At 43.4% G+C, this 15,488-nt stretch carries 13 protein-coding genes and 1 pseudogene; 7 read left to right on the top strand and 7 right to left on the bottom strand.

The genetic code is table 11. The features are described from left to right. Window positions 1-57: 57 nt before the first annotated feature. Window positions 58-576 (bottom strand): cysteine hydrolase family protein, encoded by a 519-nt coding sequence (locus K8U60_RS11765; RefSeq protein WP_223639103.1) that lies wholly within the window; start codon window positions 574-576, stop codon window positions 58-60. A gap of 257 nt (window positions 577-833) precedes the next feature. Between K8U60_RS11765 and K8U60_RS11760 the strand changes: the two genes are divergently transcribed. From K8U60_RS11760 to K8U60_RS11730, 7 genes and pseudogenes are all read left to right on the top strand, one after another. Further along, the gene (locus K8U60_RS11760; RefSeq protein WP_223639100.1) at window positions 834-1,973 is read left to right on the top strand and encodes a PstS family phosphate ABC transporter substrate-binding protein; all 1,140 of its coding nucleotides are present in this window, start codon (window positions 834-836) and stop codon (window positions 1,971-1,973) included. Between the two features lie 254 nt (window positions 1,974-2,227). Next, window positions 2,228-4,870 (top strand): phosphoenolpyruvate synthase, encoded by a 2,643-nt coding sequence (gene ppsA / locus K8U60_RS11755; RefSeq protein WP_223639097.1) that lies wholly within the window; start codon window positions 2,228-2,230, stop codon window positions 4,868-4,870. A gap of 154 nt (window positions 4,871-5,024) precedes the next feature. Beyond that, complete coding sequence (locus tag K8U60_RS11750) at window positions 5,025-6,107, top strand: MBL fold metallo-hydrolase (RefSeq protein ID WP_411730365.1); 1,083 nt, start codon at window positions 5,025-5,027, stop codon at window positions 6,105-6,107. Window positions 6,108-6,230: 123 nt separating this feature from the next. Continuing rightward, window positions 6,231-7,079, top strand: coding sequence for a mechanosensitive ion channel family protein (locus tag K8U60_RS11745; RefSeq protein ID WP_223639093.1), 849 nt, complete (start codon window positions 6,231-6,233; stop codon window positions 7,077-7,079). Window positions 7,080-7,310: 231 nt separating this feature from the next. Then, window positions 7,311-8,081: a succinate dehydrogenase iron-sulfur subunit gene (sdhB, locus tag K8U60_RS11740; RefSeq protein ID WP_223639075.1), complete on the top strand. Its 771-nt coding sequence runs from the start codon at window positions 7,311-7,313 to the stop codon at window positions 8,079-8,081. 105 nt (window positions 8,082-8,186) lie between these two features. After that, window positions 8,187-8,240 (top strand): annotated as a pseudogene (locus K8U60_RS19180) (hexameric tyrosine-coordinated heme protein); the annotation flags it as partial. Between the two features lie 291 nt (window positions 8,241-8,531). Beyond that, window positions 8,532-9,776, top strand: a complete 1,245-nt coding sequence (locus K8U60_RS11730) for a DUF3221 domain-containing protein (protein WP_223639072.1) — start codon at window positions 8,532-8,534, stop codon at window positions 9,774-9,776. 209 nt (window positions 9,777-9,985) lie between these two features. On the opposite strand, the gene K8U60_RS11725 is transcribed toward K8U60_RS11730, so the two are convergent. The 6 genes from K8U60_RS11725 to K8U60_RS11700 form a co-directional block, all read right to left on the bottom strand. Next, window positions 9,986-10,687: a Na-translocating system protein MpsC family protein gene (locus tag K8U60_RS11725; RefSeq protein WP_223639069.1), complete on the bottom strand. Its 702-nt coding sequence runs from the start codon at window positions 10,685-10,687 to the stop codon at window positions 9,986-9,988. 58 nt (window positions 10,688-10,745) lie between these two features. After that, entirely contained in the window at window positions 10,746-11,456 is a 711-nt protein-coding gene (locus K8U60_RS11720) for a Na-translocating system protein MpsC family protein (RefSeq protein WP_223639066.1), read from the bottom strand. A gap of 465 nt (window positions 11,457-11,921) precedes the next feature. Continuing rightward, a complete protein-coding gene (locus K8U60_RS11715; protein WP_223639063.1) occupies window positions 11,922-12,815 on the bottom strand; it encodes an SDR family oxidoreductase in 894 nt (297 codons plus the stop codon). Between the two features lie 138 nt (window positions 12,816-12,953). After that, the gene (locus K8U60_RS11710) at window positions 12,954-14,117 is read right to left on the bottom strand and encodes an MFS transporter (RefSeq protein WP_223639060.1); all 1,164 of its coding nucleotides are present in this window, start codon (window positions 14,115-14,117) and stop codon (window positions 12,954-12,956) included. A 71-nt stretch (window positions 14,118-14,188) separates the two neighbouring features. Next, the gene (locus tag K8U60_RS11705) at window positions 14,189-14,707 is read right to left on the bottom strand and encodes a TetR/AcrR family transcriptional regulator (RefSeq protein WP_223639057.1); all 519 of its coding nucleotides are present in this window, start codon (window positions 14,705-14,707) and stop codon (window positions 14,189-14,191) included. A 239-nt stretch (window positions 14,708-14,946) separates the two neighbouring features. After that, window positions 14,947-15,375, bottom strand: a complete 429-nt coding sequence (locus K8U60_RS11700) for a DUF4181 domain-containing protein (RefSeq protein ID WP_223639054.1) — start codon at window positions 15,373-15,375, stop codon at window positions 14,947-14,949. Between the last annotated feature and the right edge of the window lie 113 nt (window positions 15,376-15,488).

The raw sequence follows: 15,488 nt of genomic DNA, 5'->3' as shown, positions 1-15,488 counted from the left end.
CCAAAAATTCAGTTCTGGAAAGAGTATCTTTAAAACTCCTACTCTATTCGTTTGGTCTTACTCAACAAACTCAATATCGTTTGTCTCCTGCAACGTGGCAAAATTGCTCAGTAGGCCATTATGATGATCGATGATTTGCACAGCGCTCATCTTTTCAGAATCCCAGGTGCCGTGTGCGTCTTTGGCAAGAGTCACGTGAAATCCTAGGTTGCTGGCGCTGCGTGTCGTTGCATCTATACAATACTCAGTTTGGTTGCCTGCGATTACAAGGTTCTGGATGTCTTTATTTTTCAATATCTCCAGTAGCTTTGTCTCATGAAAGGAATCGGGCGTCCATTTCTGGACAACGGCATCTTCTTCTTCGGGAGTGATTGATGGATGGATTTCCCAGAAGTCGGTACCTTTTACAAGGCCAGGGTCGTTATGCTGCACATAAATTACGGGAACGTCGGCTGAACGCGCTTTTTTGATCAGTGACTGGAGATTCTCGAGCAATTGTCCGCTTTGATGGACAGGATTCGACTGGTCGAACATTTCGTTTTGGGCATCAATGATTAGTAAAGCCGTCTTAGACATTGGACAGTCTCCTCTTCATTTATTCGTTTTCCTTATTTTATAGAGGATACAATATCTTGTATAGTGGCTGTCGTTAAATATGAAAACAGACTGATTGCTGCAACTTCGGTCAGCTGTCTTAACCAGTCATTCCATAGCAAGGCAGTAAGGTTAAAGATAACTTTTATTAGTTACATAAACTGGTATATTTAAAGAATAACCGAACCTTAAGTTCGAAGTTAATCTGAGTTAAATAACGCATTATTGGAGGAAGCAAGATGAATGGATTTGGGAAAACAATAGTAGGGATGCTGATCATCGCTGGCATTCTTTTTGTATTTTTTGGTGGAGCGCTTCATATTTTAAATACAGGAGATGTTCATTTGTTTGGCTTCTTTGGTGCAATCATCATTGCGCTGATAATTTTCTTTGTTTTTATTATAGAAAACAGAAGCGGCAAAAAAACGGCTGTTTGGATTTCTTTAGTTTTAGTGGGTGGAGCAGCCTTCGCAGTTCCTCATTACTACAAAGAAAGTTTCGAGAAAGTGAACGATACAGAAGTGGACCTCTTTGCCTATGAGCCATTTAAAGAAAGTGAAGACCTGGCGAGATTGGAAGGGGATGCTTCTTTCCAAATAGAAGGGGAAGTGCCGATACTGGATGGGGCAACGGCTTTATATCCGTTATTTGCAGCATTTGCGGAAGCAACTTATCCGGTAGGTGTATATGAACCTTATAAAGGGCCGGTCGCTACTACGACAACTCCATCTGCCTATAGCCGTCTCATTGAAGGGAACGTCGATTTAATCTTTGCTGCAGAGCCTTCCAGCGGCCAAATACAGGCGGCTGAAAAAGCTGGCGTTGAACTGCAAATGACGCCAATAGGACGTGAAGCCTTTGTTTTTTTCGTCAATGCCCGCAATCCCGTAGATAATTTATCGAGTGAAGATATTCGGAAAATCTATTCAGGGGAACAGGGGAATTGGAAAGCGCTTGGCGGGAAAGATGATGAAATCCGTCCTTTCCAGCGGCCTGTAGACAGCGGCAGCCAGACCATGTTCATTAAATTCATGGGAGATACCAAAATCACTGAACCAGAAACTGAAGAAATAGCTGAAGGGATGGGCGGGATGATAGAGGAAGTGGCGAGCTACCGGAACTATAAAAATGCAATTGGCTATACTTTTCGCTACTATTCCACCGAGATGGTCGGCAATGAGAAAATTAAGTTGATTTCCATTGATGGCATTGAACCGAGCATCAAAAATATCCGTTCAGGCAGCTATCCGCTGGCTTCTGAATTTTATGCTATTACCGCGGGAACAGAAAATCCCAACGTACAGCCATTCATTGACTGGATCCTTTCTGAAGAAGGGCAACTATTAGTGGAGGATACAGGGTTTGTGCCAGTCCGGTAGAATTCCGATAAAAGAGAAATGGTTCTGGTAACGGCCGGGATTAAAATATATCGAAAAGGTTCACAAACTATTAATTGACAGGCTATTTTGATAAAATTAATTCAACACAAACAACTCCTTTTTTATTGGTTTTTGCGTCAAATCAACCATACAAAAAAGTTCGAGTTGTTTGTTTTTTTGCCTTAAACTACTTCGTAAACTGTAAAACGGGGTTAAATCGGGACCGATGGCAAAATGCAAAGGAGATGATCATTTTGCAAAAATACGTGATGGAATTTCAAGAAGTGGAAGAAAATGATTTGCTGCTGGTGGGTGGGAAAGGCTTGAATTTAGCAAAGTTGGCGCAAGTTCCGGGCATTCGGGTGCCGGCAGGATTTTGCATTACGACTGCCGCTTACAAGCGCATGGTCAACGGCAATCCAAAAACTGCAGAATTAATGGAGCGTTTGGCAGCGCTTGAATCCTCAGATGCAGACGAAATCCGATTGATCAGCGAAAAGTTAAGAAAAGCCATCGAAAGCACGGAAATTCCGGCGGAAATAGAACAGGAAATCGCCGACTCTTTTGAACAGCTGGGAAGCAAGTTCACCTATGCGGTCCGGTCAAGTGCGACGGCGGAGGATTTGCCGACGGCGTCTTTTGCAGGACAGCAGGATTCGTATTTGAACATTCACGGGAAAGAGCAGCTCTTGCGGCATATCCGAAAATGCTGGGCTTCCTTATTTACGGAACGGGCAGTCGTTTACCGCATCCAAAACGATTTTGACCACCAGAAGGTCCATTTATCGGTTGTCGTCCAGCAAATGGTTTTTCCTCAAGCTTCGGGAATACTGTTTACGGCTGACCCAGTCACTTCCAACCGCAAAGTGGTATCGATTGATGCAAGTTTCGGTTTGGGTGAAGCACTCGTCTCAGGCATTGTCTCCGCAGACAATTACAAAGTCCGGGAAAGGCAAATCATCCAAAAGACGGTTTCCGTGAAGAAGCTTGCCGTTTATCCGTCGGACAGCGGTGGAACGGAACAACGGGAGGTTCCTCTCGAACAACGTGAACAGCAAGCGCTATCGGATGAACAGATTCTGGCGCTTGAGGGCATAGGTCGGAAAATCGAAGCGCATTTCGGACAGCCTCAGGACATCGAATGGTGCCTGGTAGACGAGTCGATCTATATTGTGCAAAGCCGGCCGATCACCACTTTGTACCCGTTGCCGGAAACGAGTGACGGAAAGTATCGCCTCTATCTGTCCGTCGGGCACCAGCAGATGATGACCGAGCCGATCAATCCGCTTGGCATGTCGTTTTTTGTTTTTCTTTCCAATTACAATTTGACACAAGCTGGCGGACGGCTATTCATGGATTTGTCGCCTGAGCTTGCTTCAGTTACTGGGCGGGCGATTATCGTGTCGTCGCTTGGAAGCAACGATCCGCTGATGAAAGATGCATTGACCAATTTCATGAAGCGAAAACCGCCGTTCTCGAAAGGAAAGCGCATGTATAAATTGGGGAACGAACTCTTTACGTGGAGATTTCCGGTGGAACTGCTGAAATTGTATCGGAAAAATGACCGCAGGCTGGCCAGTCAGCTCATCAATTATAATGAGGCTTCTATCCGCTCACTCGAATGGCGCATTCAAACGGTTTCAGGAGATGGATTGTTCGAGTTTATTGAAGAAGACCAAGAACAATTGAAAAAAGAAATTTACAATCAGGAAAGCTTTGGCGCCATTATGGTTGGCATCTATGCGGTCAACTGGCTCAATAAACAAATGGAAAAATGGCTGGGGGAAAAGAATGTCGCAGACACCCTTAGTCAATCGGTGGCCCATAACGTGACGTCCGAAATGGGGCTTGAACTTCTGGACGTAGCGGATGTGGTGCGAAATTATCCCGAGGTACAAGCATATTTTGAACACCCCCGAAAAGAAACGTTTTTTGAAGACTTGGAAAAAATGCATGGCGGAGCGGCGGTCAGTGCAGCTCTGAAGGAGTATCTTGAGAAATATGGCATGCGCTGTGCGGGTGAAATCGACATTACGAAAACGCGGTGGAGCGAGGATCCGACAATTCTGGTTCCTGTTATCTTGGGCAATATCAAAAACTTCGAGCCGCAAGCGCATGCAGCCAAAGTGGCAGAAGGCAAACGGAAAGCCAAGCAGAAAGAACAGGAATTGCTGGAGCGCTTGGCCAAGCTTCCGTGGGGCGAGAGAAAAATAAAACAAACCAAGCACATGATTGGTTTGCTGCAAAACTTCCTCGGGTACCGTGAATATCCGAAATTCAATTTTATCAAACGCTATTTTCTTTATAAGCAAGCATTGATGAAAGAAGCTGTTCTGCTCTGTGAAAAAGGGGGCATCCAAACGCCGCAGGATGTTTATTATTTATCATTTGAGGAATTCCGGGATGCCGTCAACGGCAAGAACATAGACCAACAGGTGATTGAAAAGCGGAAAGCGGACTACCGCTATTACGAGAAATTAAAAGCGCCACGACTGATGACTTCAGAAGGAGAAGAGATTTTCGGAAGCTATCAAATGGATAAGTTGCCAAGCGGCGCAATTCCAGGCATCGCGGTCTCTTCCGGCATCGTTGAAGGGCGGGCGAGGGTCATCTTGAAAATGGAGGACGCCCACATCGAACGGGGGGATATACTCGTAACGGCTTTTACAGACCCCAGTTGGACTCCGCTATTCATTTCACTATCAGGGTTGGTGACGGAAGTGGGCGGCCGGATGACACACGGGGCGGTCATAGCCCGGGAATATGGCCTGCCGGCTGTGGTCGGGGTGATGGACGCCACGAAGACCATTAAAGACGGACAGAAGATTCGCATTAACGGTTCTGAAGGCTATGTGGAAGTGCTGGAAAAGCAGGCGAAAAAAAGTCCTATTCAATAAAGTACAACCATATGGTAAAACGCTTAAGCGAAATACAAGCTGTAAGGCGGGAGATATAATGACGAATTCTGAAGATTATCCAACATCCAATAAAAGAGATGGACAGCTTGTATCCAAAAGCAAAAAAGGAAAGATCAAAAAAGTCCTGTTGTATATGTTGGTGCTGATCGGCACATTGGGAGGGATCTTAATTTTGTTTATCAACATTCATCCCGGTTTTGGCAGCAATCCGAGCAAAGAACAAAAAGACGTATACAAGACCTTTGATAACTATGAAGATGGCAAGTTTGTCTATCAGCCTTCAACTATGGAAACTGTCAGCGTAGAGATTCCTTCCACATCTGCGGAACCCGATACAACGGATAAAGAAAAGCAGCCGGCTGGACAACTGCCTGTCTCTGAAATTGATTGGGATAAAATCAATGGCAGTGAAGATAGTCTGACTTGGCTTGGCCATTCAGCCTTTATCCTGAGCCTGGATGATAAAAAAATTCTGGTTGATCCCATGCTGGGTCCCACCGCATCCCCTGTTTCCTTTATAGGGCCAAAACGCTACAGTGAAGATTTCCTGGGGAGTATAGACGAAATGCCTCCTATCGATGCAGTGTTCATTACGCATGATCATTATGACCATTTGGATTATCAGTCCATAAAAAAACTGAAGAGCAAGGTCAGCCATTTTTTTGCTCCTCATGGAGTAGGCAACCATTTAATCCAGTGGGGGGTCACAAAAGAAAACATTACCGAAATGAATTGGTGGGATGAAACCGAATTCCAAGGATTGACGCTGGCTTTAACGCCAGCTGATCATTTCTCTGGAAGAGGGATTTTGAATCGAAACTCGACTCTTTGGGGAGGGTGGGTCATTCTTGGAGAACAAACCCGATTCTATACGAGTGGGGACGGCGGGTACGGTACGCATTTTAAGGAAATCGGTGATAAATACGGACCTTTTGATATCGCTTTAATAGAAGGCGGACAGTATGATGAACGCTGGCCAGACTCGCACATGCTTCCGGAAGAATCCGTACAGGCCAATATCGATGTACAAGGCAAGCAGATGATGTTAGCCCACTGGGGTGCTTTTACGCTAGCGCGGCACGGTTGGACAGAACCGATAGAACGGGCGTCCAAAGCGGCAAAGGATAGTGATGTGAAGCTGATGGCTCCCAGAATTGGTGAAACGATTCGACTGGATGAAAACGCGCCTGTACCCGTTTCAACCTGGTGGGATTGAAAGTTCTGGAACCATTATGGGATGAAACTGGTTATGCATGTATGTTATAAATGAATAGGTGTCTAGAAAATGCGGCAAACTTGAACTTTAGTTTTTACTGCAATGGATTGAAAGGATGATTTTTTGTTTGATTTTGAAAGTTTTGATTGGGAAAGCCTGCTGTTGAAGGCAGGATTGGTTGCGGCGCAAATAATCGGTATTTTAATTGCTTTTGTTATTGTGCGGGCAATCGGAAACAAACTGATCAATCGATTTTTCACTAAATTGACGGGCAAGGGAGATGTCACAAAAGGCCGGGCATTGACGCTGCAGACTTTATCGGAAAATGTTTTCTCCTATGCACTGATCTTTATCCTCGTCGCAACGATATTCAATATATTTGGCTTATCTGTAGCGAGTCTGATTGCCGGGGCAGGAATTGTCGGTTTGGCGATCGGCTTCGGGGCTCAGGGTCTCGTCAGCGATGTAGTCACGGGTTTTTTCCTGTTGCTCGAAAAGCAGATTGATGTCAATGATTATGTAACTGTCGGAAGCATCGACGGCATCGTGGAATCGGTCGGCTTGCGGACCACCCAACTCCGCAGTTTCGATGGTACGCTGAATTATATTCCGAATCGGGACATCACGACTGTCAGCAACCATTCACGCGGAAATATGCAGGCGCTCGTGGATATTGGCGTATCTTATGATGAAAACATCGATAAAGCGATTGTTGTCCTGCAAACAGCCTGTGAAAAGGTCGCAGCAGAAAATGAAATGATCGTTGAAGGACCCGATGTAATCGGTGTACAGGCGTTCGGTGCATCCGATGTCACACTGAGGATCATCGCCAAAGCCAAGAGCGGGGAGCAATGGGCAGTAGAACGCCATTTGCGTAAAGCCATTAAAGAAGCTCTGGATGCCAATGATATCGAAATCCCCTACCCGCATCAGGTCAATATCCATAAAAACATAACTATGCAGGAAAATTAACTGTACGAAAATAATTTTTATGAATAATGGATAAAGCAATCGGAACTAATCCGATTGCTTTTTTTGTAATAAATCTAGATTAATAATTTTTTTAACTATTCAGAAATATATGCTATCATAAAGTAATTAACCTTCTAACTAATCGGTTAAATAGGCAAATGCCAAGGGTAGATGCGTTTATTGAGCAACCGAGGATCAGTCCCATCCTCAAGAAAAAAGGAGTTGGTGACCGTGGGAGAAACAGCAAAAACAGTGCTATTTGAAATCGAACGCAGAAACTCCACTGAGGAAGATTCATATTGGGAAAAGTTCGAATTGCCTTATGTAATGAATATGAATGTCATTTCTGCTTTAATGGAGATCCGACGGAATCCGGTAAATAAGGAAGGTGAAAAAACGACACCCGTCACATGGGATATGAACTGTTTGGAGGAAGTGTGCGGTGCTTGTTCGATGGTCATAAATGGTAAGGCGCGCCAATCTTGTACCGCTTTAGTGGATCAATTGGAACAACCGATCCGGCTGCAGCCGATGAAGACATTCCCAGTTGTCAGAGATTTAATCGTTGACCGCAGCACCATGTTCGATACATTGAAAAGGCTTAAGGCATGGATTCCGATTGATGGAACTCACGATCTGGGAGAAGGGCCGCGCATGCCGGAACGCAAACGGCAATGGGCGTATGAATTGTCCAAATGCATGACCTGCGGTGTCTGCTTGGAAGTATGTCCGAACGTCAATGAAAAAAATGATTTCATCGGCGCTGCGCCTATTTCTCAGGTGCGGTTGATGAATGCACATCCCACAGGTGCAATGAATAAAGATGTACGTTTGAATTTATTGATGGGCCCCGGCGGAATCCAAAACTGCGGCATGGCTCAAAACTGTGTAGAATCCTGTCCGAAAGGGATCCCGTTAACGACTTCCATCTCTGCTATGAACCGGGACACCACAGTCCAAATGTTCCGCAATTTCTTTGGAAGTGATAGGATGGTCGAGTAATAGTGGAATTAGCGCGTAAAGCGGTAGGAATGACTCAATCGGATGAAGAGGTCTAAAAAATTACCCCCAGTGTATGAAAATGATGCTCATAGTTTAACTTGAGCTTCCCAAGTTGTAGCAATTAACTTTCGAACAGTAGCTGCAGCCAATAATTATTGAATTCAAAAGTGATCAAACAATCAATTTGAATTTTACTTAACACGGAAAGAAGAGGCTGCTCAAGGCTTATCTTCTTTTCTTTTTTTATAAATAGCATCTTCTTGAGCGATTAAATTTTTCGAACAAGGATTTCTACGGAAAAATTATAGTGAAGGACTTTCAAGAAATTCGGGGTAAACGGTCTATGGAACTCAGCGGTATCGACTGGTTTTGGGGACGATACACCTATTGTAACCATTTTTCTGAGAAAGCGTCTAACTGTTTAAAGCAACAGTAGAAAAGGGGGCCACAATGATGAAAAAGATTCTCGTATTGATCGGCCTGCTGCTTTTATTGTCTGGTTGTGGAACAGATGAGGAGCCGCTTAAGGAGCCACTGGCAAATGAAGAGGATCCATCAGCTGCAAGCGGAGCAGGGGATAAAGAAGCAGTGAGGGGCCGTGAAATTCTTGTGACACTTGAACAGACTGCAGATCCGGTAAAACGCAACGAAGCGGCAGCAGCTGTGAAGGAATCCTCTGACTTCAAAGAAGGTTATTTAGGAGAACCGACAGAAGAACTTGCCGAAGACATGGCAGTTCAGCAAATCGAAGCAGAAGCGGTGTTTAAGGCGGTGGAGGACATATACAAAGGAAATGAGGGACTAGAGAAAGCGGGTGTTATATTCCTGGAAAACCAGACATCCGGCGCAAACCAGTCAGGAGTCTGGGTAGGCATCAAGAATCCCGATGAGCGGATTGGGGAGCTTGCCGCGATCTTGCAGAAGCAAGTCGACGCTGGTGAAATTCTGGCAGAACCGATTTACATCTATAAGAGTGCCCATACCCGATCTGAACTGAATGACCTGATGTATCAGGCAGGGAAAATTGTGAAACCGATGGCGGAAGCCCATCCAAATCCTGAATCCGTCTCTTATTCTATTTCTGCAGATACCATAACAGGCGCTATCGAGATTGGACATAACTTTTTGACAGAAGCGCAGATTGATGAACTGAAAAATGCGTTTCCAGAACGTGAAGTTATGATTGAACAGGAAGGCATCATGGTGCCGGCACCGGGCGAACCGACCGTTAAGTATCCCGAACCCGCCATGACAGTTGAGCCATCGAGTGAAGGAAGCTATATCATAGATATGGAGGAAGACCGTTTCCTCGCAGTTGAAGCTACACCAAAAGACTTCAGTGAAAATGGAGGGCAGGATGAATTTTATTCGGCGGTCCACTTTGAATTCAAGGATGCTGCTAATTTGTTGGAAGTCGGCCAGCGTGTCAAAATAGAAGCAGCCGGACCGATTCTGGAATCATATCCGGGACAAGGACGCGCTGTGTTTGTGGAAGTATTGCCGACCTATCAACCGAAATCTGCTGATTTGACGGAAGCTGAAGTAGTGAAACGGGCATTGAAAGGGATTGACCAGCTGGAGTTCGGCATACCGGCCATCCGTTCTGTCACTTACCATGCTGCGGAAGATCATTGGTCGGTTGCGTTCAAATCATGGGAGCAGGAAACCGAATTAACGATAGAAGATGAAAAATAGCAGACAAATGTCTGCTGTTTTTTTGAACGAAGTAAAGGTAGAGGATGATTGGTTTGAGGAAGAATTCATTCACTGATAGATAAGGGGAAACAATCGGCCATTCCAAGGAGCAAATAAAGAAAAGTTACTGAATTCAATGAATAGAACCCCAAATGAGAGTCACTTCAAGGAAGCAATCACATGTGGGGTTCAGTCTAGTTACTATTCTGTTATGTACGGGAATTTGGAGCTAATATGAAAACAATGTAACCCAAATCCTGATCGAAATCCCAGTCCATAAAGATATCCAGTATTTGCTGCTGCAATATTTCTTCCAAACCTGCTTGACCAAACAACTTCCGTTCCAGTGGACGCTTAACCACTTTCAAAACTTCTTCGTAGCCTTCAGCGATCAATGCCTTTTCAATGCCGACTAGGATATCCACCCGCTTTACCAGCAAAATCCGATTGCTTAACCAGATGCTTTCAATCAGACCAGGTTTGCGCTCCACTGCTTCATTTACTTTTTCTATTTTTTTGTGAATCATTTTTCTATCTGTTTCTTTTGACCACTTCAAATTTTGGGCAGTCACTTTTTCGTCCATAATTCCGATGAATATTCCCGTTTGTGACGAGATATTCCAATCGGTATAAAGTTCTGTAAATTCCAGTTCCGTTATTTTCAATAATTCTGCCAGAATTTGAGGTTTTAGCGCATTCAGCAGCAAATCTCTCGTTTCTAATACTCGTTTCCATTCGTTTTGGTCGAGTAGGATTTTTTCCATCGGACTGAGAAATCCTCTGAAGTGAATAGCAATGTAGGGTCTTTTGAGGGTAACATAAACAGAGGTGGGTCCTTTTCCAAAATGTTTTCGCAACAAAGTGGACATATACCCTGATATATCGGCTTGGATTGTTCTTTCTTCAAGCATAGTAAAAGCTCCTTTTGGCGAGTGACAGCCGTTCATTTTTCAAAATTCTGCTACAGGATCATCTGTATTTTTGGCTTTCGTCCCTTTTCAATAAAAGAACCATATAACTAATATCCTTTTGGAAGTTCCAGTCTACAAAAAGGTCTTCAACCGGGCTTTTTAAAATGGATTGCAAATTGAAAAGTTCGATTATCCGGTATTCCAATGGCCGTTTGGCCAAACGCAGTTCTTCCGTAACGCAATTTTGGATCAATTGTTTTTCGATATCCACAAGCACTCCAATGCGTTCAATCAAAAGAGTATACTCATTCAGCCAGTAAAAGTTCGTTTGATCCGGCTGTTTTTGTGTACGGATGCTGTTCAAGATAATAATTTCCTTCAATGTGTCCTGATTCACATTTTGCGGCCATAAAAAATCAGGTTCATCATTTTCTGTTTTTAATGTGATGATCAACAATCCGTTTTGTTTAGTTAAATTCCAGTCTGCATACAAATCATCAGTATGGAGACCTAAGTGATCTTCGAATCCCTTTAATAGCTCATTTTTTACGGATCGGACGAGGATATCTCGGGTTTCACGAATCTGTCTGGCCCGTCCTTTTTCCAACAGTATTTCTTCAGAAGGCAATAAGAAGCCGGTGATGTGAACAAGCAGGAAAGGGGGGCGCAGCGTGATTTCCAGTTGTGCAGGTTTCCCTCCGAAATGTTCTTCCAAGAAAGTTTCTATGTAGTGGATAGTAGTGCTCAGACTGTTCTGTTCCTTATTCATTAGATGCACTCCTCGATTGAATAATTCAGCAGACCGATATTTTCTGACTTTTTCGAACAAATAAAAAAGAACGCCAAAAAGAATGTAACATTCTTCTTGGCGTTCTTACCGGCTCTATTGTCCGAAATACTCAGCTCAATTATATTCTATTATTTACTTCATCGAAATGAAATATCGTCTGGAAATCAAAAAAACCATTTATACAGCTATATGTAGATTTTACCTATAATTCTGGTCAAAGTAAAGGGGGAATAACGCATCACTAAAGAGTATTCAACAGGTAATAGGTCTAGACTTATCTTCGGAAATAATACAAACAGCTATCTTTGGCAAGCGACAGCAGTCGACTTTCATAAATTTAAAAAGGAGAAGCGATATCATCGCTTCTCCTTTTAGTTTGGTTTGTTTTCAAGAAAAAAATGGATTGAAATCAAGGAAGTTTCCTGACATGTTGAGGAAATGCACTTAGGCAGTCGGCATTCCGCCGGTTATGCTATAAATTTGTCCGGTAACGTAGCTGGATTCGGTCGAAGCCAGGAATACGTAAACAGAAGACAACTCAACAGGCTGTCCTGCACGTCCAATCGGGGTTTCAGGTGTGCTTTTGCCGAATTCCGGAATGTTTTCTTGAGGTTGTCCGCCGGAAATTTGAAGAGCTGTCCAAATCGGTCCCGGAGCAACCGAATTTACTCGGATGCCTTTCTCAGCCAATTGTTTTGATAAGGATTTTGTAAACCCGATAATCGCAAACTTCGTTGCTGCATAATCGACGAGCATCGGGCTCGGGTCAAAACCTTCAACAGAGCTGGTAGTGATGATGGAAGCCCCTGCCGGAAGATGTGGAAGTGCTGCTTTTACAGTCCAGTAGAGGGAATAGACATTTACTTGGAAGGTTTTTTCAAGCTGCTCGGTGCGCAAATCCAAAATGTCTTCCACGGCTTGCTGCTTGCCTGCGACCAATGCCAGAATATCCAGTCCGCCAAGTTCGGAGTTTGCTTGTTCGACAAGCTCCTTGCAGAAAGATTCATCACTTAAATCTCCTGGAAGTAAGATGGCTTTTCGACCTTCAGCTTCGATCAATTTTTTGACTTCTTCTGCATCGGTTTGTTCCACAGGCAAGTAGTTAATTGCAACATCTGCGCCTTCTCTGGCATAAGCAATTGCCGCCGCTCGACCAATTCCAGAATCACCGCCTGTCACAAGCGCTTTTCTTCCCGTTAATTTTCCTGATCCTTCGTAACTTGTTTCACCACAATCCGGAAGGGGGCTCATTTGGTTTTGAAGGCCTGGTGGCTCTTGAAATTGTTTTGGAAAATCATCTGTCGTGTATTGAGTTTTAGGATTTGGAATGTTCGTCATATCGATCTCTCCTTAAGTAGATAATGAATGGTGTCTATCTTTATCTACCACTAAACAATAAGGTAAAACATGGATGAGAAAATATAGATGCTTTTTATTTTACAAATGAAAGAGCGGACAGATAATGAAAGCCCCTGATTATTCTTTTACAGCGATCTCCACATTCTTCTTTGGCTTAGTGGAAAGGGGAAGGATCGTCGTTCTGCAAAAAAGAAATAGCAGGCCGATGATTGAAAACAGGATAAAAGCGAAAGGATAGGAGATTCCTTCGATTAACATCCCTGCGGCTATTGAGCCTGCTGATTGTCCAATTCCCAACGAGAAAAATGAAATACTGACACCGGTTGAAGGGGATTCAGGAAACTGACGGGTGCCCCATACTATAAAAAGGCCTGTCATGAAAATAAATGCGACCCCAAAGAGAAGTGCCGAAAAGTAGATGGCTGCAAAATTAGGGTTTGTCAATCCGAAAATAGATGCCGATACAACCACAACCCCTAAAAGATATGAGCGGTGCAGCCCGATCGACTGGATGATGGCGCCTGCCACTCCTCCAAGAATGCCAGCCCCTCCCATGATGGTCCAAAATCCAACACTTTCGCTTACAGTTAAGCCATGGATAGCAGTGATGTAACTTTTTGAGAAAGTCCAATAGATGGAAGAGCTAAACCCGATTCCAATAGAAGCCATGATCAAAAAGCGCGCTTTAACTAAAGGTTTTAAGCTGATCCTAATTTGATGGGTCATTCGGGTTTCCTGTTTTTTCTCTTTAATCGAATAGCCGTTCCACAAGCAAACAATCATGGCAAAAACTGCGAATAAGGCATAACTCCATCTCCACTGCTCTGCAAATGCCAAAGCAACAGGACCGGTTAGTAAAATGCCGAAACTGGTTCCTGTATTAATCCAGGTGTTCCTTTTATCCTGTAGATCGGAACTGACCGACTGCGCCACTACTTGGCTAAAAGCCGGGGAAACCCATCCGCTCCCCAATCCCGCCAAGAATGCGCTGAGTGTCAACGTATAAAACCCTTGGGACAAAGCCATTCCTGCCATGCCTAGACTGGCGGTGGTGCCAGACAACAGAATCATACGCCTCGCGCCGAAATGATGTATAAAAATGGAGGCAGTCAGCAAAGCAATTGTATAAGCCAGATAAGCAGATGAACTGACATATCCCGCCTGACTCTCAGATAGTTTCAGGGAGGAGCTGATGTCAGGCAAGAACCATCCAAAACTATATCTAGCGAAAGCATACGTAACGGCGATCATCGCAATGCCAGGAAATACAAGTTTCCACATATTTTCCAACTCCTTTATAGATAGAACGATAACTCTAAAATTTTTATAAAAAAAGTAAGCAATCAGCTTACTTATAAGTGTTGAACCATTGCCATCGTCGCCTGCTCAATTTCTTCACTATCTATGGTTTCAGCTGAAGATGTGGCTCCTTCGAATAACAAGGATAATTGAATGGCTTTTGTGTGGGAGAGTCCGCTCGCGATAAAAAAGTGTATTAGCTGTTCTTTATGGGCATAGACTTTTTGAACAATCAACTGATCCGGGGAATTGCCGAATTCTTCTTTTGCCCGAAGAAACATGCAGCCATTCGGCGCGTGTTTTTTTAGCCAGAGCAGATGGCCAACAGCGAGTCTTTTCGTGAGGGGTCCAGTTTCTTCTTTTTGGGCTGTTTCCAAATAAGTGAAATAAGCCAATTCTCTTCTATTCAAAATCTCCAAAATGAGTTCTTCTTTAGAACCAAAATGATTATACAAGGTCATAAGTGCTACGTCCGCTTCTTGGACAATCGATTTTAAGCCGATTGCATGGAACCCGTGGCTGTAAAAAAGCTGTTCGGCAGCAACTAATAAATCTTCTTTTTTAGTACTCATCTAATTCCCTCTTTCCATTATAGATATAACGGTCACTCTAAAATTAGCATATCTAACTGAATTTTTCAACCTATAATAAAGGGAGAAGATTTATTTCTTTTTAGTGATGAAGGCCGGAATGCGAGGAGTGACTCATCTTAAGGACTTATGGCAGACATAAAAATAGGCCTGTCTTAAGATGGCTATTCATTCCAGTATGGCATTTGTTTTTGGAGAGGATCAACTGGGATACCCAATGATTAAAGAACTCCCCAACAATTTGTTGAAAATAAAGAAATCAATAGAATTACAATAAAAATAAGCTGGCTTAAAGTGTAAATATAGGCATTCGGATTTTCTGCATGTCTTTTTTCCATAATAGCCCGTATGATTTCAGCGATAATTACAAGCGTCAGCAACAATACCCACGGTTCCAAAAACAAAATCGGCTCTTCGGGAAGCCTGTTGATATTGACCGCTCCGCCGAGTATCATCAAGGCAATAAATACCCCTCGAAAGATCCAATCGATTTTTTTGTGCTTGTCGTTAACATGGTTATGTGAGAACATTTTTGGTCTTTCAACTTTTAGCCATCTTCTCATAATGCCGTTGAACAAAAACGTCAGTATAAAAAACGGAACCAGTACAAACAGCAAGTCGAGCCAAAAAGATGAATCGATTCCAACCACCAAATCTCCTCCAATCATAAGTATACGAATCTTCAAATCGATTGTTCTGAATGAGTTTATATTCTTTTCAAAACTCTAATGTATCTTTTTGTTAATTTTACCATAAAATTTTA

The sequence above is a fragment of the Planococcus circulans genome, assembly GCF_020023385.1.
GTDB lineage: Bacteria > Bacillota > Bacilli > Bacillales_A > Planococcaceae > Planococcus.
The sequence above is the reverse complement of the archived record's forward strand: the minus strand, read 5'-3'. Positions and strand labels throughout refer to the sequence as shown.